The organism is Nonomuraea sp. JJY05 (genome assembly GCF_043496855.1).
Classification (GTDB): domain Bacteria; phylum Actinomycetota; class Actinomycetes; order Streptosporangiales; family Streptosporangiaceae; genus Nonomuraea.
In genome coordinates, this window is sequence record NZ_JBIEIS010000026.1 from 26,595 (window position 1) to 45,381 (window position 18,787).

At 73.2% G+C, this 18,787-nt stretch carries 12 protein-coding genes; 2 read left to right on the plus strand and 10 right to left on the minus strand.

Annotated elements, in window-relative coordinates; genetic code table 11:
• Nucleotides 1–37: 37 nt before the first annotated feature.
• Nucleotides 38–2,794 carry a BTAD domain-containing putative transcriptional regulator gene (locus ACFKCF_RS35175; RefSeq protein ID WP_394499598.1) on the plus strand — a complete coding sequence of 919 codons (2,757 nt, stop codon included), beginning with the start codon at nt 38–40 and terminating at the stop codon, nt 2,792–2,794.
• Here ACFKCF_RS35175 and ACFKCF_RS35180 read toward each other — a convergent pair.
• The gene (locus ACFKCF_RS35180) at nt 2,791–5,385 is read right to left on the minus strand and encodes a SpoIIE family protein phosphatase (protein WP_394499599.1); all 2,595 of its coding nucleotides are present in this window, start codon (nt 5,383–5,385) and stop codon (nt 2,791–2,793) included. The two genes, ACFKCF_RS35175 and ACFKCF_RS35180, sit on opposite strands and share 4 nt — an antisense overlap.
• 286 nt (nt 5,386–5,671) lie before the next feature.
• Between ACFKCF_RS35180 and ACFKCF_RS35185 the strand changes: the two genes are divergently transcribed.
• Nucleotides 5,672–8,512 (plus strand): BTAD domain-containing putative transcriptional regulator, encoded by a 2,841-nt coding sequence (locus tag ACFKCF_RS35185; RefSeq protein ID WP_394499600.1) that lies wholly within the window; start codon nt 5,672–5,674, stop codon nt 8,510–8,512.
• A gap of 12 nt (nt 8,513–8,524) precedes the next feature.
• Here the strand turns inward: ACFKCF_RS35185 and ACFKCF_RS35190 are convergent, their stop codons facing one another.
• The 9 genes from ACFKCF_RS35190 to ACFKCF_RS35230 all read right to left on the minus strand — a co-directional run bounded on the left by ACFKCF_RS35190 (nt 8,525) and on the right by ACFKCF_RS35230 (nt 18,754).
• Entirely contained in the window at nt 8,525–10,828 is a 2,304-nt protein-coding gene (locus tag ACFKCF_RS35190) for a penicillin acylase family protein (RefSeq protein WP_394499601.1), read from the minus strand.
• An 8-nt stretch (nt 10,829–10,836) separates the two neighbouring features.
• Nucleotides 10,837–13,050: an FtsX-like permease family protein gene (locus ACFKCF_RS35195; RefSeq protein ID WP_394499602.1), complete on the minus strand. Its 2,214-nt coding sequence runs from the start codon at nt 13,048–13,050 to the stop codon at nt 10,837–10,839.
• A complete protein-coding gene (locus ACFKCF_RS35200; RefSeq protein WP_394499603.1) occupies nt 13,047–13,739 on the minus strand; it encodes an ABC transporter ATP-binding protein in 693 nt (230 codons plus the stop codon). The genes ACFKCF_RS35195 and ACFKCF_RS35200 overlap by 4 nt, the downstream gene beginning before the upstream one ends.
• On the minus strand, nt 13,736–14,263 hold the full coding sequence (locus ACFKCF_RS35205) for a PadR family transcriptional regulator (RefSeq protein WP_394499604.1): 528 nt from the start codon (nt 14,261–14,263) through the stop codon (nt 13,736–13,738). The genes ACFKCF_RS35200 and ACFKCF_RS35205 overlap by 4 nt, the downstream gene beginning before the upstream one ends.
• Nucleotides 14,264–14,342: 79 nt before the next feature.
• Nucleotides 14,343–15,047, minus strand: coding sequence for a GNAT family N-acetyltransferase (locus ACFKCF_RS35210; RefSeq protein WP_394499605.1), 705 nt, complete (start codon nt 15,045–15,047; stop codon nt 14,343–14,345).
• Between the two features lie 13 nt (nt 15,048–15,060).
• A complete protein-coding gene (locus ACFKCF_RS35215) occupies nt 15,061–16,005 on the minus strand; it encodes an NAD(P)H-binding protein (protein WP_394499606.1) in 945 nt (314 codons plus the stop codon).
• 132 nt (nt 16,006–16,137) lie between these two features.
• Nucleotides 16,138–17,415 carry a hypothetical protein gene (locus ACFKCF_RS35220; protein ID WP_394499607.1) on the minus strand — a complete coding sequence of 426 codons (1,278 nt, stop codon included), beginning with the start codon at nt 17,413–17,415 and terminating at the stop codon, nt 16,138–16,140.
• A 92-nt stretch (nt 17,416–17,507) separates the two neighbouring features.
• A complete protein-coding gene (locus tag ACFKCF_RS35225; RefSeq protein ID WP_394499608.1) occupies nt 17,508–18,284 on the minus strand; it encodes an SDR family oxidoreductase in 777 nt (258 codons plus the stop codon).
• A 38-nt stretch (nt 18,285–18,322) separates the two neighbouring features.
• Entirely contained in the window at nt 18,323–18,754 is a 432-nt protein-coding gene (locus ACFKCF_RS35230) for a carboxymuconolactone decarboxylase family protein (RefSeq protein WP_394499609.1), read from the minus strand.
• Nucleotides 18,755–18,787: the final 33 nt, after the last annotated feature.

Consider the following 18,787-nt stretch of genomic DNA (forward strand, 5'->3'; position numbering starts at 1 on the left):
GATCGACGCGACCTTTGCAATCTTGGGCCCGGTACGGGTGAGCTGGGCCGATGGCCGGCAGGTGCATCTCAGTGGCAAGCCGCGCGCCGTCCTCGCCAGCCTGCTTCTCAACGTCAACACGCTGGTGTCCAGAGAGCGGCTGGTGGAGGCACTGTGGGAGAACCCTCCCGCCTCGGCCATTCCCAACCTGCAGACCTACATCGGTCAGCTGCGCAGGAGTCTGTCACTCGACACGCGGCTGCTCACCAGGGAAACGGGCTACACCTTCGAGGCGCGCGCCGAGGAGGTGGACCTCCTTCAGTTCGAACAGGCGATCAGGCTGGCGCGGGCAGAGGCCGAGGCGGGCGACGTCCGCGCCGCCGTCGTCCAGTTCGAGAGGGCTCTGGCGATGTGGCGGGGGAAACCCGCCGAAGGCACCAAGCTCTCCGGTCACATGCTGGCCCGCGTGACCGAGCTGGAGGAGCGGCTGGCCGTGGTCAGACTGGACTGGGCCGAAGCGAAGCTCGCCGTCGGCCGGCCCGCCGAGGTGATCGAGGACCTGCGTGCGTTCGTCGCCGAGCAGCCGCTGCGCGAGCGCGCGTGGCGGCTGCTCATGCTCGCCCACTCGCGCGCGGGCCAGCGGGACAAAGCGCTGGAGGCCTTCCAGCACGCCCGCTCGGTGCTCACCGACGAGCTGGGCCTGGAGCCCGGCGAGGAGCTCCAGCAGTTGCAGGCCGCCATCCTGGCCGGCACCACGTCCGTGAGCGGGCCCGCACCGTGGACGCCGGTCTGCCAGCTCCCCTCGGACGTCAAGCATTTCAGCGGCAGGGAAGCCGAGCTGTTCGAGCTGGACGGGCTCGTCCCGCTCCCGGACGAGGGGCCGGCGCGCACCGCCACGACCTGCGTGATCACCGGCACCGGCGGGGTCGGGAAGAGCGCGCTCGCCGCGCACTGGGCCCACATGGCACACGACCGCTTTCCCGATGGCCAGCTCTACGTGGACCTGCGGGGCTTCAGCCCCGGCGCGACGCCCATGTCGCCGTCGGAGGCGGTACGGATCCTGCTGGGGTTCCTCCACGTGCCCCACCACCGGATGCCCGCCACGGTCGGAGAGCAGATCGGGCTCTACCGGAGCCTGCTGGCCGGCAGGCGGGTGCTCCTCCTCCTGGACAACGCCCGCGAACCCGACCAGGTGCGCCCCCTGCTGCCCCCCTCTCCGGAGGCGCTCACCCTGGTGACCAGCCGGACCGCGCTCACCGGCCTGATCGCGGCCGAGGGCGCCCATCTGCTGCGGCTCTCGCCGCTGTCCGACGCGCAGGCCGGCCAGCTGCTGAAACGCCGCCTGGGCCAGGACCGCATGGCGGCCGAACGCGAGGCGGTGGACGACATCATCAAGACGTGCGCGGGGCTGCCGCTGGCACTCGGGATCGTCGCCGCGCGGGCCATCATCAACGCCGGCCTTCCGCTCACCGCGCTGGCGGACGAACTCCAGGCGGAGACCACCCGACTGGACGCTCTGCAGACCGATGAGCTCAGCACCGACCTGCGGGAGGTCTTCGGCTCGTCCTACCGCGTGCTGGGCCCTGAGGCGGCCGAGGCCTTCGCCCATCTGGGCCTGGTGTCGGGCCCGGACACGAGCGTGCTCGCCGTCGCCAGTCTCATCGGCCGTCCGGTGGCGCACACCCGCACGCTGCTGCGCACCCTGGAAACCGCCCATCTGCTGGATCAGCACGTTCCCGGCCGGTATCGGATGCACGATCTCGTCCGCCTCTACGCGATCGACCGCGCCCGCGTCGACCTGAGCGCGGATGCCCGTACCGCCGCCGTTCGCCGTCTCGTGGACTTCTACCTGCACACCTCGCACGCCGCCGACCGCCTGCTCTCCCCCCGCCGCCGCAGCGCCATCCAGATGGAGCCGCCGGCTCCCGGCTGCCTGCCGGACGCCCTGGCGGACGTGGCGGCGGCCCAGGCCTGGTTCAAGGCCGAGCACGCCTGCCTGCTCGCCGCCCAGCGGCTGGCCGCCGAGCACGATCTGCATGTCGCCGTCTGGCAACTGGCCTGGACGCTCGACACCTTCCACCTGGCCCACAACCTGCTCCAGAACTGTGTCTCGGCCTGGCGCCTGGCCTCCAGCGCCGTCGAACACGTGACCGATCTGGCCGCCCACGCCCTCGTCCACCAGTTACTCGGCCGCGCCTGCACCCGGGCCGGGCATCACGCGGAGTCGCTGTCGCATTTCGCCGAAGCCCTCGCCCTGTACGAGCGATCAGGAGACATCGCCGGCCAGGCCCATGCCCGCCACACGCTCGCGCTGGCCTGGGGCCACCGGGACGAGCCCGCGCAGGCGCTGGTCCATCTGGAGCACGCGCTGCGGCTGTACAAGGAGATCGACGACGCCATGGGGGAGGCCAACGCGCTCAACTCCCTGGGGTGGGGCACCGCGATGCTCGGCGACTTCGCCAAGGCCCAGGAGTACTGCGAGCAGGCGCTGGCCCTGCTCCGCAGCCATGGCGACCGCAACGGCGAGGCGGCGACCCTCGACAGTCTCGGCTACATCGCCCACCACACCGGCCGTCACGCCCGGGCCCTCGACTACTACCGCGAGGCCCTGACGTTGCGGCGGGCGACCGGCAACGCCAGCCAGGAGGCCGACACGCTCTCCCACCTCGGCGACACCCACCACGCCCTCGGCCAGTACGACGAAGCCGCCTGCGCCTGGGGCCAGGCCCTGGCCATCTACCAGGACCAGCACCGCACCGAGAAGACCAGGCACGTGCAGGACAGGCTCGACGCCTTGAGAGCGAGATGCTCCTAGAGGGCGCGCGGCGCGGGCTGGAGGGGTTGTTCGGTCCAGATGCACTTGCCGGAGTCGGTGAAGCGGGTGCCCCAGCGATGAGCGATCGCGGAGACCAGCTGGAGCCCGCGGCCGCCCTCGTCGGTGTCGGCGGCGCGGCGGATGCGGGGCGTGGTCAGGCTGCCGTCGGAGACCTCGCAGGTGAGCACGTTGCTGCGGAGCAGGCGCAGGTGGATGGGGCCCTTGGCGTGGCGGACGACGTTGCCGACCAGCTCGCTGGCCAGCAGTTCGGTGGTCATCGACAGGTCGTCCAGGTGCCAGGCGCTGAGCTGGGTCCGGACGTGTTCGCGGGCCTCGCCGGCGGCCTTGGGGTGTTCGGGCAGCGGCCAGGTGGCCATGTCGTCCTTCGGCAGCGCATGGGTGCGGACCACCAGCAGGGCGGCGTCGTCGGCGGTGCCCTGCCTGACCGGCAGCAAAGTCGTGACGAGGCTGTCGCACAGGGATTCCAGGCACTCGGCGCAATGGAGCGGGGTGGCGTCCCGGTCCTGGTGCCGGCACGCCGCCGCGGGCGGGATCCCGGGGACCGTGTCGCCCAGCGCCTTGGCGAGATCGGCGATGCCCTGGTCGATGTCGAGGGTGGCGGATTCGACCAGGCCGTCGGTGTACAGCACCAGCAGGCTGCCTTCGGGCAGCTCCATCCGTACGGTGTCGAAGGGTGGAGTGGCGGCGCCGAGGGGCGAGTTCGGGTCGGCGTCGGGGAAGTGCACGCTGCCGTCGGGGTGGACGACGGCGGGCGGCGGATGGCCGGCGCGGGTGAGCACGCAGGAGCGGGTGGTGGCGTCGTAGACCAGGTACAGGCAGGTGGCGTAGAAGTCGTCGCCGAGGTCGCTGACCACGTCGTTGAGGTGGGTGAGCAGCTCGTCGGGAGGCAGCTCCAGGTCGGCCAGGGTGCGGACCGCCGTGCGCAGGCGGCCCATGGTGGCCGCCTCGGTCACGCCGTGTCCCATGACGTCGCCGATGACGATGGCGACCCGGTCCGCCGACAGCGGGATGACGTCGTACCAGTCGCCGCCCACCTCCATGTCCTTGCCGGCGGGCAGGTAGCGGGCCGCGGCGGTGACCGCCGGCAGGTCGGGCAGCTCGCGCGGGAGCAGCCCGCGCTGCAGTTCCTGGGCGCGCGTGTGCTCCCTGTCGTACAGGCGGGCCCGTTCCATGGCCTGGGCGACCAGCCCGCTGAGCGTGGTGAGCAGGTTGCGCTCCTCGCCGGTGAACTGGCGCGGGTCGGTGAAGGAGACGACGCAGCTGCCGACGGGGCGGCCCGAGGCGATCAGCGGCAGGAAGGCCCACGCCTTCTTGCCGCCCGCCGCCGGCAGGTCGGCCGTCGTGGGATAGCGCTCGATGTACTCCTCGACCGAGTTGATGAACAGCGGCGTGCGCTCCCGCAGGGTCTGCGCGATCGGGAGCCCTCCGGCGGCGGGTATCCGGGTCACCCGGTCGACGAACTCCTGCGAGTACCCGATGAACCCGACCGGCCGCAGATGGTCGCCCTCCAGGAAGGTGAGCATGAGACCGGCGGCGCCGAACGCCGGCAGGATGTGCTCGGCGGAGGCCTCGACGACGTCCCGCACGGTGACCGCCTCGGCCAGCGCCCTGGTCAGCTGCTTGATGCGGGCGGAGCGCTCCAGGGCCGCGCGCTCGGTGCGGCCCGTCCCCGGCTCGGCCACCGCCTCGAGGTCGTCATGGGTCTTGGTGATGTCCCACAGCGTGCCGACCATACGTGCCGGCTCGCCGTTCTCGTCGACCAGCAACCGGCCGCGGGCCCGTACCCAGGCGTCCGTCCCGTCCGGGCGGCACACCCGGTACTCGGTGCTGTACATCCTGCCCGCGCGGATGGCCTCGTCGATGTCGGCCAGCACCCACGGCAGATCCTCGGGGTGGACCAGGGCCATCCAGGTCTCGATGCGTCCGTCGAAGGTGCCCGGCTCGATGCCGAGCAGGGTGAGCATCGCGTCGTTCCAGATGGCGTCCCCGGTCCGGATGTCCCAGTCCCAGGTGCCGATGGTCTCCAGGTGCTGCGGCAGGTGAGAGCCGGCGGACCGGCCCTGCCCGCCCGCGGGTGCCGAGCCGGGCGGGGGCACGGAGGACTTGCCCAGGCGCTCGCCCACCCATCGGCTCAGCAGGTCGAGGAAGGCCAGCCGGCCGGGCGACGGCTCGTGCGAGGAGGCCGTCACGATCGACAGCGCGCCGACCGGCCCTGCCGGGCCGAGCAGCGGGACGGCCGTCATCGCCGTGCCGTCCGGCCAGGAGCGGGCCTCGGCCGTGGCGGAGCCCTGCTGGGGGATACCGGCGGCGTTCGCCATGGACACCCGGACGGACGCGGCGTTCCGGAAAGCGCGAGCCGGGGCGAGCGGGCCGTTGCCGTCGACGCGCTCCCATGCTCGGGTGAGCGCGGGGGGCAGTCCGCTGGTCACGACGAGACGCAGCCCGCCGCCGTGGCCGGGGCTGCCGAGGTGCACCATCCCGCCCAGCCCGGCGAGCTCGGCCACCGCCTGCTGGAGCGCGAACCGCAGGAGCTCGATCCCCCACAGATCGTCACCGGCCTCCGCGAGCAACCGTCTTCGCTCCTCGGAAGCCTGGTCTGCCCACATGGTCCGCGGGCCCTGCGTACGCTGTTCGCCCATCCCGTCCCCTCACCACGTCGCCGAGGTTGTCAGCGTCGATCTGGGGGAAAACTGTTCTTATTGGGGCATATGTACCGAGTATAACGACCCAGAGCGCACGTCCCCGGGCTCACTCACGCGAGGGTGGTGCGGGGCGCTCCCCTGGCATGCGAGCATCCAGACGGGGGTCGCGACCCCGTCTGGATGCTGAGCCGGTCTCTGGAGGGTTGACGGAAGCGTGCTACGAATCGATTTCGGCGTGCTGGGCGAGATCTGCGCCTGGGTGGACGGCCAGGCGATCGAGCTGGGGCCGGCCAGGCAGCGAAGTGTGCTGGCGGCGCTGCTGGTGAAGGTCAACCAGCCGCTCTCCCTCAGCCAGCTGACCGACTGCGTGTGGGGAGAGGATCCGCCCCGGCGGCCGGCCGCGACCCTGCAGAGCTACCTGTCCCGGCTGCGTACGTCCCTGCCGGCGGCCTGGGACGGCGGCATCCGCCGCAGCGGCGGCGGCTACCTGCTGCGCGCCGACGAGAGCGCGGTGGACCTGCACCGCTTCCTGGATCTGCGGGACCGGGCCCGCACGAGCGACGACGCCACCGCCGAACTCCTGTACGAGCAGGCGCTGGAGCTGTGGCGCGGCGAGCCCTTCGCCGACCTGGACACCCCGTGGGCGCGGGCGCAGCGGCACGTCCTGCAGGGCGAGCGGCTGGGCGCGCGCCTGGCCTACCACGACGTACGGCTGCGCCGCGGCGGCCACGCCGCCCTCCTCGGGGCCCTGGAGTCCCTGGCGGCCGAACACCCGCTGGACGAACGGCCGGCCGCCCAGCTGATCCTCGCCCTGTACCGCAGCGGCCGCCAGGGCGAGGCCTTCCAGCAGTACGAGCGCATCCGCAAGCGGCTGGCCGCCGACCTCGGCGTGGAACCCGGCCCCGACCTGCGGCTCCTGCATCACCAGATGCTCACCGCCGCAGTGGCCCCCGCCCCCGCCGAATCCGCCCCGACGCCCCCGACGCCGCCGGCGGCCACCACGCCCGCGTCCGCCGCGCCCGTCGAGGCCGTCGTGGTGCCGCGCCAGTTGCCCGCGCCGCCGTCGGTGTTCGTCGGACGCCCGCGCGAGCTGGCCACCCTGGACGACGCGCTGACCGGCGACGGCACGGACCGGGTGGCGATGATCTCCGCCATCGGCGGGTACGGCGGCATCGGCAAGACCTGGCTGGCCCTGTACTGGGCGCACCACCACGTGGACCGCTTCCCGGACGGGCAGATCTACCTGGACCTGCGCGGATTCGACGCCGGGAACGCGCCGATGCCGGTGGAGACGGCCCTGCGCCTGCTGCTGGGCGCGCTCGGCGCGGATCCCGCCGCCGTCCCGCAGCGGCCGGAGGAGCAGACGGCGCTCTACCGCAGCCTGACGGCCCGCAAACGCCTGCTGATCGTGCTCGACAACGTCCGCGACACCGCTCAGGTCGTCCCGCTGCTGCCGGGCACGCCCTCCTGCACCGTGCTGGTCACCAGCCGCAACCAGCTTCCCGGGCTGATCGCCGGCCACGACGCCCGCCACGTGCCGCTGGACGTGCTCGACCCCGCCGAAGCCCGCCGGCTGCTGCTGCACCACCTGGGATCCGAGCGGGTCGAGGCCGAGCCGGAGGCGGTGGCCGCCCTGGTGGAGCGCTGCGCCGGGCTCCCGCTGGCGCTGAGCATCATCGCGGCCCGCGCCCTGATGAGCCCGTGGCTCCCGCTCGCGTCCCTGGCCGAGGAACTGCGCGCGGAGTCCACCCGGCTCGACGCGCTGGACGCCGGCGAGCTGTCGGCCGATCTGCGGACCGTGTTCGCCGCCTCGTACCGCGCGCTGGAGCCGCAGGCGGCCCGGCTGTTCCGGTTACTGTCACTGCACCCGGGACCGGACATCCCGCCGCCCGCCGCGGCCAGTCTCATGGGCGTGGACGCCCGGCGGCCCATGGCCGGACTGGTCCGCGCGCACCTGGTCACCGAGCACGCTCCGGGCCGCTTCGCCCTCCACGACCTGCTGCGCGACTACGCGAGCGAACGGGCGTACGCCGAGGACACCGAGGCCGAGCGCGACGCGGCGCTGCGCCGCCTGCTCGACCACTACCTGCACACCGCGCACGCCGCGGCCCTGCTGTTCTACCCGAACCGGCGGGCGATCGAGCTTACCGAGCCTCTCGCGCCCGGCGCCGTCCCGGTCGTCCTGCGCGACCAGCAGCAGGCGGCCGACTGGCTCGCCCGCGAGAACCAGGTGCTGCTCTGGGCGGTCAAGCGGGCCGCCGACGCCGGGCTGACCACGCACGCCTGGCAGCTGGCCTGGTCGCTGGCCGACTTCCTCAACCGCCAGGGGCGCTGGCAGGACATCCTCACCACGCAGCAGGCCGCCCTGGAGGCCGCCCGGGACCACGACGACCTCGTCGCACAGTGCCGGGCGCACCAGATCATCGCCCGCACCCATCTGCGGCTCGGCCGGTACGACGACGCCCGCGTGCATCTCGATCACGCGCTCGACCTGTCCACCCGGCTCGGTGACCTGGCGCTCCAGGCTCGGGCGAACCACAGCCTCACCATGGTGTTCAGCGCTCAGGAGCAGCACAGCGAGGCGCTCGCGCATGCTCAGCGGGCGCTCGAGCTGTACCGCGATCTGGGCGACAAGAGCAGCACCGCCGACATTCTCAACTCCGTCGGCTGGGAGCACGCCGAACTCGGGCACCACCGCGAGGCCATCGACCACTGCGAGCAGGCCGTCGCCCTGTTCGAGTCGCTCGGCGACCCGTACGGCCTGGCGGCCGCCCTGGACAGCCTGGGCCACGCCTACCACCGCGCCGGCGACCACGACCAGGCCATCAGCCGCTACCGGCACGCTCTGCGGCTCTTCCAGGAGGCGGGGGACCGCGTGGAGCAGACGGTGTGCCTGCTCCACCTCGGCGACATCCACCGGTCCGCCGGTGACGAAGCGGCGGCCCGCAAGGAGTGGCGGACCGCGCTGGACATCCTCGACGAGATCGACCGGCCCGGCGACGATCCGGTACGGACCGAGCTCGCCGCCCGCCTCGGCCTCACCGGGGACCGCTGACGGCTCAGGTCGTCACCCGCTCACGGTGGACGTCCTCAGCCGCGGGTCGGCGGCGATCTCGGCCTCCGTGAAACGCTCGGTGACCCACTGGCCACGCGAGAACAGGACCGTCTGGTCGGTGTGGTGCGGCGAGCTGGGGTCGGCGGACAGCGAATAGGTGAGGATGGTGCGCGTACGGGGCCCGGCCGGGGTGAGCTCGACGGCCATCATGAAGGCCGATCCGGTGTCCACCTCCGGGTAGCGCCCGTCCGCGCCGAGCCTGCCGCGCATGCGCACCCTGTCGAAGCAGCCCTCCCCTTCGGTGCAGCCGGGAATCGGGACCGAGGAGTAGTGCTGCGCCTGGCCCGGGGTGAGGGTGAGGGGGATGTCGCCGGCCTGGAAGGCGGCCACGGCGTCGGCCAGGGCCAGCCGTACGACCGGGTCGTCGCTCTTGAGACCCCGAGGGGTGGCCAGCGGGCGCTCGGGATCGAACGGCACCCGCCACGGGCTGTAGACGGGGTCTCCCGGCTTGGTGGGGCGTCCCAGCCGCTGGAAGAACTCGCGCCACAGGATGGCCCCCTGGCCGTCCAGCGTGGCCCGCCCGTTCCACTCGCGCAGCGTCCGGCAGGCCTCGCGCACGTCCACCCGCTTGCCGTCGGACGTGGTCAGGGCGCTGTTGCGGCAGAGCTTCGGCAGGTCAGGGCGCATGAGCTCGAAGGTGTAGTTGCGCTTGCCCTGCACGCTGGCCTGCAGCGTCTCCAGGGTGAAGCCGGGTGCGCCGAGCCCGTCGGCTCCGGACAGCCGCTGGGCGATCATGTCCAGGCTGACGCGGGGGCGCGGCTCCAGCTCGGTACGCGCCTTGCCCCACACGCGCGGGTAGCCGGTCAGCGGCGCCGACGGGTTCGGCATCCAGAAGGTGTTGTTGGAGTTGGCCACGTAGTCGGCGCGGGTCAGCCTCGGCTGGCTGCCGGGCCCGAAGATGCCGGGCACGACGGCGTCGCGGTCCCTGCCCCACAGGCACGCGGAGGTGGAGCCGTCCAGGACGTACTCCTCCAGGCCGGGGATGGGGGAGGGCTTGCCGCAGCGCTCCGCCTGGGCGTCGGTGACATGGGGGACCATCGAGGTGTCGGCGAAGTAGGCGCTCCCGCCGACGTCGGTGGCGAGCGTGTGGACGAACGGCATGCCCTGATACGCGCTCTGGGTGGCGCGCAGCTGGGTGAGGTCGCGCGCCCTGCCCATCGCCAGCCACTCGTCGGCCGCGCGCAGGTTGCCGGCGTTGACGTCGGCCAGCGCGTAGGCGACCTTGCCGGTCTGGCCGGCGGCCAGCACCGGGCCGTAGCGCGAGGTGTAGAGGGTGTGGCCCACGACGGTGCCGTCCTGCAGGGTCACCTGCACCTCCTGACGGCCCATCGGCTCGGCCCGGCCGTCCACCCGGTAGCTGGTGCGGTCCACGAGGTCGAGCCGGTAGAGGTTGAAGCGCTGGGCGTGGGAGACCGTGTGGGTCCAGGCCACAGTCGCGTTGTGACCGATCTGGACGACCGGCGTGCCGTACAGGCTGCCGCCGGAGACGTCGAGCACGCCGGGGATGGTCAGCTGCACCTGGTAGAAGCGGCGGATCCCGTTCCAGGGGAAGTGCGGGTCGGCCAGCACCATGCCGTGGCCGTCGCGGGTCGCCCGGCGGCCGAGCGCCCAGGCGTTGCTGCCCGCGGCGGGTCTGCGCTCCGGCCCCTCGGCCTCGGATTCCCCGACGACGTACTCCTTCATCCCGGCGATGCCGACCATCCGGCTGAGGTCGAGGAGGTTGTTCCACATGTCGGTCGCGGTGATGGGCCCGACCCAGGACTTGCCCCGGCAGGTGGGATCCGGCAGGTTCGCCACGCCGGTCTGCTCCAGGTAGCGGTTGTACCCGGCGACGTAGCCGGCGACGAGCCGGCGCAGCTCGTCGCTCGGGCCCAGCGGCGCTCGCCGGGCCAGCAGCCGCGCCACCACGCCGGAGTCGGCGACGCTCTTGTAGTAGACGTCGCTGACCAGGTTGGCGACCGGGCGGACCGGGTCGTCCGACTCGGCCTCGGGGCCGAAGTGCCTGGACCGCTCGCCCCTCAACGTCACCACCCAGGAGGCCAGCACGCAGAGGTTGTCCTGGGCGAAGGCGTAGCCGTACCCGAATCCGAGCCCGCCGTAGTCCTTGGCGGACACGTGGGGGATGCCGTACTCGGTGCGCCGGATCTCGGCGGAGTAGCGGCCGTCGTCCGCCAGGGCCGGCGCGTCGGCACGCACCGCCACCACCACGGCGGCGACCAGGGCCAGCGCGATCAGCGCGGCCGATCTCAGCTTCATCGCAACTCCTATTCGAAACGCGCGTTGTCGGGCGCGGTCATGCGTCTGAGCAGCGGGAGGGTGGTGAGGATCACCAGGAGGGAGGCGGCCAGGCCGCCGCCGAGAGACGCGAAGTAGGCCGGCCCGGGCATCGCCGGCGAGGCGCCCTTCATCGCGAGCTGGCCGATGACCGGCTCGGCCACGCCGAAGCCGGCGCCGGCGGCGAGCACGGCGGCCAGGACGAGCGGCAGCGCCGACTCCAGCAGCACCACCGTGGCCAGGGTCCGCGTGGGCGTGCCGGCCAGCCGCAGCAGCGTGAACGGCTGCCTGCGCTCCACCAGGCCGCCGCCGACCGCCACCACGAGGCTGCAGGCGCCCGCGACCAGGGTGAGCGCGACCATGGCCAGCGCGATGCTCTCCGCTCTGGCGTACAGATCGGCCCTGACCTGGGCGACCTCGGCGAAGGTCATCGGCGCCTGCGCGGTGTAGCCGGCCACCAAAGTACGCAGCCGCTCCAGCGTCGCCGCGTCGCCCGTACGGATCATGACGGCCATCAGATCGAGCCCGGCGGCGGAGGCGGACTCGCTGGCGGGGCCGGCCAGCGGGAGGAGCCTGTCGATGGTGAGGGGGTTGTCGGCGCCGACGACGCGGTCGAACCGGCCCAGCACGGCCTTCGCGCCCGCGGGGCACCGGCCGAGCACGGGGAAGCGGGCCAGGCTTGAGCACTCCACGACGGAGGTCGCGGGCGGCGAGCCGTCGGGCGGCGGGCGCAGGTGCTCCAGATCCGCCCTGGCGTAGATCGGCAGCACGTCCACGCCGGGCTGGGCGCGCACCTGGGCGAGCAGGTCCGCCGCCGCGCGCGGTGACAGGCTCGCGATGCCCGGCCGCCAGAGCACGGCGCCCAGCACGTTGTTGAGCGTGCCGCCGGCCACGGCCTGCTGGCCCGTGACCACCGTGGGCACGAGGGCCGCGATCGTCGTCCCGATGAACACCGCCAGCACCAGCCCGCTCACCGACCTGAAAGCGGTCTTCGGGTCGGCGGCCAGGCGCTGCGCCGCCAGCAGCGTCGCCGCCCCGCGGGTCAGGCGGGCGGCCAGGCGCGCGCCGAGCATCGTCAGCCACGGCCCGGCCAGCACGAGGCCGGCCATGACGAGCGCGATCCCCGCGTTGGCCAGCAGGGTGTCGGGTTTGCCGTCCTGGAACGCCGGGCCCGCGAACAGCCCCAGCCCGGCGAGGAGCGGGATCACCCGCCAGGCTCTCGGCGGCGGCGGGGCGGCCTTCCTGGCCACGCCGAGCGGCGAGATCCGCACCCGGCGCAGCGACCACAGGGCGGCGCCGGCCGCGACGAGGGGCACGCAGGCGAGCACGGCCGCGTACTGCCAGGGGCTCGGGACCGCCAGCTCGGGGAAGAAGCGCGAACCGGTGACCCGGATCCCGGCCACGAGCGGCCGTACCAGCTGGAAGAGCACGGCGCCGGCCAGCGCGCCGAGCAGCGCGCCCAGCGCGGCGTCCACCGCGGCGAGGACGTTGATCTGCCGGGAGGTGGCGCCGACCAGCCGGATCGCCGCGAAGCGCGTCTCGCGGCGGGCGGCGGCCAGCCGGGTGGCGGTGCCCACCAGCACCAGCAGCGGGACGACCAGCCCGACGGCGGCGATGCCGAACCCGAACCGGTAGACGTCCGCGCTCTGGTCGACCGCCGGCTCGGTGGCGACCGTGTCGACCCGCCGGGTGCCGATCATGGCGGCGACCTGCTGCGGCGTCCCACCCACCACGATGACCAGCTCGTCGGGCCCGGACAGTGCGGCGCTGCCGATCAGGCCCGCCCGCGTCCCGGGGAAGCGGGCGGCGAGCTGCTCGCGCGGCGCCGAGTCCAGCAGCCCGGCCAGCGCGGGCGAGGCGTAGTACTGGCCGGGGCCGGGCATGCGGGACAGGCCGGGAATGACCGGCGCGCGGTCGCCGAGCGCGGCGGCGTCGAGCCGGGTGATCGTCCGGCCCGCGTAGAAGTCCTCGCGGAAGTTCCACAGGGCGCCGTCGCCGGTGGCGTCCAGGGCCCAGCCGCTGGGCGCCGTGCCGCGCGTGCACTCCCAGCAGGGCCGGTCGCCCGTGGCCTGGAAGGCGTTGAACAGCGACAACGTCGCCAGCAGCACCGAGACGCCGACCGCCACCCCGGCCACGATCAGCGCCAGCCGGGCCGCCGTCTCCCGGCCGCTGCGCAGCGACAGCCGCAGCCCCAGCAGGATCATCGCAGGACCCCGCCGGCGTACGGGTCGGTGACCTTGCCGTCGCGCACCACGACCTCGCGGTCGGCGCAGGCGGCCACGCGGGGGTCGTGCGTCACCACGATCACGGTGGCGCCCTCCTCGCGGGCCAGGCCCACCAGCAGGTCCATCACGTGCTCGCCGGTGAGCGAGTCGAGCGCGCCGGTCGGCTCGTCGGCGAAGACGACGCGCGGCTTCGTCACCAGCGCGCGGGCGATGGCCACCCGCTGCGCCTGCCCGCCCGACAGCTCACCGGTACGCCGGCCGCCGAGCCCGCCCAGCTCCAGCCGCTCCAGCCAGGACGTGGCCCGCGCGTAGGCGTGCTTGCGCCTGGTGCGGCCGAGCAGCAGCGGCAGCGCCACGTTGTCGGCCACCGTCAGCTCGGGCACGAGCTGGCCGAACTGGAAGACGAACCCGAAGGCGGTGCGCCGCAGCTCACTGCGGCGGGCGTCGTCCAGCGTGTCGAGCCGCCGCCCGTCGAACCACACCTCGCCGGTGTCCGGGGTGAAGATCCCGGCCAGGCAGTGCAGCAGCGTCGACTTACCGGAGCCGCTGGGCCCCATGATGGCCAGGACCTCGCCCGCGGCCACCGACAGGCCGGCCTCCCGCAGCGCGGGCGTGCTGCCGAAGGAGCGGCTGATGCCCTCGGCCCGCAGCAGTGCGTTGACGATCATCGTTCGCGCACCGTTTCCGCCAGCGCCCCCAGCCTGGCCTGGGTGACGTCGATCCACCGCAGATCGGCTTCCAGCCGGAACAGGGCATGGTCGGCGAGGAGCGTGTCGATCAGCGCGCCGCCGCGCTTGATCTCGGAGAGCTCCCGCATGCGCCGCAGATGCGTGGCGCGCTGGGCGTCGAGGTAGCCCGCCGCGTCGCGGCCCAGCATCAGCGCCAGCACGACCTTCGTGAACAACACCGTCTGCAGGTACGGCTCGGCCGCGACCGGCTCGGCCAGCCACTGCTCGACCTCGTTCCGGCCGATCGGGGTGATGGCATAGCGCTTGCGGTCGGGGCCGTCGCCCGGCTCGCTCTGCCCGGCGGCGATCTTGCCGTCCCTGGCCAGGCGGGCGAGCGTGGAGTACACCTGGCCGAACGGCAGGGATTTGCCCCCGCCGAAGTAGGTGTCGTAGTCGCGTTTCAGGTCGTAGCCATGGCTCGGCTCCCGCTCCAGGAGGCCGAGCAGCGCAAGGGGAACGCTCATGGCCAGAGACTATACTCTGAGGGTATATCCGCGAGGTATAAACGCCCGTGCCGGCCGGCTCGCCGGCCTGCGACCGGTCCTAGAGCCGGATGCTGAGCTGCGCGCCGTGCTCCCGGAAGCCGAGCGCGCGGGCGACGCGCCGCGACGGCTCCGGACGTGCCCGCCACTGCGGCAGCAGTCCGGTCGCCAGCGCGCCGGCGACCGCCGCGGAGGCCGCCAGGCGGGCCAGGCCGCGGCCGCGGTGCCGCGGCGCGGTCAGGACGCTCACGTGCGCGGCCGTGTCCAGCCAGGGCCGGAAGCCGGCGGCCGCGACGACGTCCCCGCCCTCGCGGACGGCGTGGGCGGCCGAGGCGATCTCCTCCAGGCCGGACTCGTCCGCCTCCTCCTGCGGCACCGAGGCCAGCAGGGCCCGGATCGCCGGGTGATCGGCCGGCAGGCGTTCGACCCCGGCGGTGGCCGGCGCGGCGACGAAGTCACCGGCGTCGAGGTAGGCCAGTGTCGCCGGCCCCAGGACGTCCAGGACCGGCAGGCGCTCAGGAAGCCGGGCGAGGCCGGCGTCACCGAGCTCCAGTAGCGCGCTCCGCACCGGCTCGACCAGGCCGGCGTCCGGCACGGTGGCCAGGATCGCCCCGTCCAGCGCGACGACGCCCGTCCAGCCCGGCGGGCACAACGACGACCTGGGCGACACCACGACGTTCACGTCCCCGCTCGCGGGAAAAGCGACAGGGACGCCGGTCAGGGCGGCCCACAGGTCACGCGCCCGGTCCAGCGCACTTCTCGGCATCCTTCGATGATGCCTACCGGCGGCCCCCCGAGCCGAGCCGGGGGCCGCCGAAGAGGGCCGCGTGGCCGGCGACGAAGCTCTTGACACTCGTCGCCGGCCGTCCGGTGACGGTCTCGACGTCGTGGGTGAGGCGGGCGTAGCGGCCCCGCGCGTGCAGCCGCGCCATGGTGGTGATGTGCTCGGCCAGGTGGTCCGGCAGCTTCGCCTTGCGCAGGTCCTGTTCGATCCACTCCTTCAGCGGCATGTCCGCGTACGTGATGCGCCGCCCCAGGGCCTCGGAGTACTCCGCCGCCACGGCGTTCATGTCCTCCGAGCGCGGTCCGGTGAGCTCGTACACCTTCCCGACGTGCGGCGACGGGGCGGCCAGGATGGTCGCGACCACCTCCGCCACGTCGCCCGCCGCCACCGGCGAGGTATGGGCGCCCCCGAACGGCAGGCGGATCTCGCCCCGCTCGGCTATGGAGGCGGCGGCGAAGAGGGTGAAGAAGGGGTGTTCGAGGAAGACCGTGGGCCGCACGACGACCAGCGGCAGCCCGGACCAGGTGAGCGCCTGCTCGGCGAGCCAGTGCAGGCGCTGCTGGCGCGACTCCTCCGTGCTCGTGGTGGTCATCCCGGAGACGGTCTTCTGCGAGAGGTTGACGAACGCCCCGATGCCGGTGGTCTGGCGGGCCACCGTCGCCATGGTGACGGCGGCCTCCAGGTACGACGGCGAGACGCTCATGCTGAAGAACACCCGGCCGACGCCGCGCAGGGCGGGCACGACGTCGGCGGCGCGCGTCATGTCGGCGACGACGACCTCGGCGCCCGTGGCCCGCAGCGCCTCGGCGCGCTCGTCCTCGCGATGGACCAGCGCCCGGACCGGCAGCCCCTGACGCCGCAGCGTCTCCACGACGGTCCGGCCGACCGCTCCGACGCTGCCAGCGGCGCCCGTGACGAGAATCGGTCTGTCCTGGGGCATCGGTCACCTCCCGGACCTCACCCCAGCAGACGCGCGACGGTTCCTCCACCGGGACGCCCGGCGAATGGCGATGTCGTTAATCCGGGACCATCAAGATTTCGCCGGGCAGGACGCCGGCGTCGAAAGGGGGCTTCAGGCGGGATCGACGTCGGCGATGGCGACGGAGAAGACGACCCGTTCCTCCTCGCCCTCGGTGAGCCCCCACAGCTCCCCGGTGGCGTACCACTGGGACAGGTCCTCCGGCCGGTACGCCCAGCTCGTGTGGGCGCTGATCGTCCGGGGCGTGGTGGCGACGTTCACGGTGGCGAAGCGCCTCCTCGGGTTGGGGCCGGGGTGCGAGCCGGCCGCCATGTTGATGTAGAGGAGGTCCCCGTCGGACTGGACGCCTTGCACGTCGCTGATGGCGTCGGCCGGATCGGCCGGGACGGTGGACACCCAGGCCTGCACCGGCGCGTTGATGAGGCGGTAGTCGCCGTCCGGGGGAGGCTGGAACCGGTAGCGGACCAGCTTGGTGCCGGCCGGGGAGCCGGTCGAGCCGCTGGAGGCCTTGTAGGTTCCCGCGATCAGGCTGGCGCCGCCGGAGCTGTGGCGGTCCAGGGAGACGTAGTCCAGGCGGATGGGGGTGATGTAGTGGCGCACCTCGGGGATGACGTACTTGTAGTCGCCGCCGCTGCCGTCCCGCTTGCGGTAGATCTTGCGGGTGTCGAACACCCGGATGGTGTTGTACGTCGAGCTGGGCCCCGAGTAGCCGTTCCAGTTGGTGCTGGAGGTCATGAACAGGTAGGGGCCGTACCAGGCCAGGCCGCCGCCGTGGCCGTAGACGCGCCGCAGTTTCCCCTGCCCGTCGACCCACACGGGCAGGACGTTGCGGTAGCGGCGGTCGTCGAGGTCGACCACCGACAGGTTCACGGAGTTGGTGCGGTAGTCGGGGTTGGCCGGGTCGGGGGAGTTCAGCCAGACCCAGCTGGTGATGAGCGCCCGATGATCGCTGCCGATCGGGGTGCCGCCGAGCTGGGCCTCGCCCGAGGTGGCCATCCCCTGCGGCACCCAGGGGGAGTGCGGGAGGTCCTCCTTGTCGCCCTGGGCGGCGGCGTTCCAGCAGAACCAGGAGCGGACCGGCACCCGCGGCAGGTAGGCCGCCCGGGCGGCGCAGTCCGGGTCCTCGTTGCCGGGCAGCGCGACGCGGTCGGTCCCGCTGAGCGCCCCGCCGATGCCCACCTGCTCGTACTCCGCCGTGAGCGGCACGGTGTACGGGTCGGAGCCGGCGCGCACGCCGAGGCCCGTCAGGCTCAGGGGTTGGAGCGGCGCCGGGGCCGTGGCCAGGGCCGACGCGGCGGCGGGGGACAGCGAGGGGGCGGCTAGGACGCACGCGGCGCCTATCCGTACGAGCCAGGTCAAAGGGGTGGTCATCCAGGCATTGGCCACTGAGGTTCTCCTCGTTCGACGCCCGAGCTTCGAACCGAAGTGTGATCACTTCCAGGGCCGCAGACAAGATCACATTTTCAGGTGAACAGCTGGCCGCCGTTGACGTCGATGGTGGCGCCGGTGAGGGCCCTGGCGTGGTCGGAGGCGAGGTAGATGACGGCGCGGGCCACGTCCTCCTCGGTGGCGACGCGGCGCAGCGCCATGGCCGAGACGTCGCGGGCGAGGATCTCCTCGAACGTCACGCCTTCCGCCGCGGCCCGCGTGCGCATCCAGTCGTCGAGCGCGTCGCCGGCGATCCAGCCGGGGGCGACGCAGTTCACCCGCACCCCGTACGGGCCGAGTTCGTCGGCGAGGCAGTGCGACAACAGGTGCGCGGCGGCCTTGCCCGCGGCGTAGTCGCTGCGCCCCGCGTAGCCCTTGCGGGAGGACATGGAGGTGATGTTGACGATCGAGCCGGAGCGCCGGGCCACCATGTGCGGCGCGATGAACCTGCAGGCCAGCAGGGTGCCGTAGCCGCCCGTCTCGACGGCCGCGCGCCAGGCCTCGAGGTCGCCGTCGGACATGTCGAGCACGTTCCTGCGGTGCGATCCGGGGAAGGCGGCGTTGACCAGCACGTCCACCCGGCCGAACCGGTCGATCACGGTGCCGGCGAGCCGCCGTACGTCCCTCGTCCTGGTCATGTCGGCGGGCACGGCCAGCACGCCCGGCACCTCGGCGGCGGTCCGCTCGACGGTGGCCGCGGTGCGGGCGGCCACGACGACCCTGGCGCCCTCCTCGCTCAGCAGGCGCGCCAGGGTCCGCCCCAGCCCGGGGCCCGCCCCGGTGACGACCGCGACCTTGTCATCCAGCAGCACGCACCGACTTTACCAAGCGTTTGCTTGATAGCAAGCCGCTACGCCGGGGCGTTGCGGAGGGTGATGTTGATGCGGTTCCAGGCGTTGATCGCGGAGATCGTCATGACCAGGGCGGCCAGCTCCTCCTCGTCGTAGTGCTCCGCGGCCGCCTGCCACACCGCGTCGGGGACGCCGTCGGGGTTGTCGGCGACCCGCGTGGCCGCCTCCGCGAGCGCGAGGGCGGCGCGTTCCTCGTCGGAGAAGAACGGGGTGTCCCGCCAGGCCGCGACCGCGTCGACCCGCCGCCCCGGCACGCCCGCCTCCCGGGCCTCGCGGGCGTGCATGTCCACGCAGAAGCCGCAGCCGTTGATCTGGCTGACGCGCAGCCGCAGCAGGTCGAGCGTGGCGCGGGGGACGGGGGAGGAGTTGATGTACGCCTCCAGCGCGTACATCGCCTTCAGGCCGTCGGCGGCGGGCTTGCGAATGTTCATGCGCATTGCTGCATCTCCTCTTTTCTGGATGGT

Excerpts from the sequence above, each read along its gene's own strand:
- ACFKCF_RS35220 (WP_394499607.1), bottom strand. The coding sequence starts at position 17,415 with ATGACCACCCCTTTGACCTGGCTCGTACGGATAGGCGCCGCGTGCGTC.
- ACFKCF_RS35230 (WP_394499609.1), bottom strand. The coding sequence starts at position 18,754 with ATGAACATTCGCAAGCCCGCCGCCGACGGCCTGAAGGCGATGTACGCG.
- ACFKCF_RS35195 (WP_394499602.1), bottom strand. The coding sequence starts at position 13,050 with ATGATCCTGCTGGGGCTGCGGCTGTCGCTGCGCAGCGGCCGGGAGACG.
- ACFKCF_RS35210 (WP_394499605.1), bottom strand. The coding sequence starts at position 15,047 with ATGCCGAGAAGTGCGCTGGACCGGGCGCGTGACCTGTGGGCCGCCCTG.
- ACFKCF_RS35205 (WP_394499604.1), bottom strand. The coding sequence starts at position 14,263 with ATGAGCGTTCCCCTTGCGCTGCTCGGCCTCCTGGAGCGGGAGCCGAGC.
- ACFKCF_RS35200 (WP_394499603.1), bottom strand. The coding sequence starts at position 13,739 with ATGATCGTCAACGCACTGCTGCGGGCCGAGGGCATCAGCCGCTCCTTC.
- ACFKCF_RS35190 (WP_394499601.1), bottom strand. The coding sequence starts at position 10,828 with ATGAAGCTGAGATCGGCCGCGCTGATCGCGCTGGCCCTGGTCGCCGCC.
- ACFKCF_RS35215 (WP_394499606.1), bottom strand. The coding sequence starts at position 16,005 with ATGCCCCAGGACAGACCGATTCTCGTCACGGGCGCCGCTGGCAGCGTC.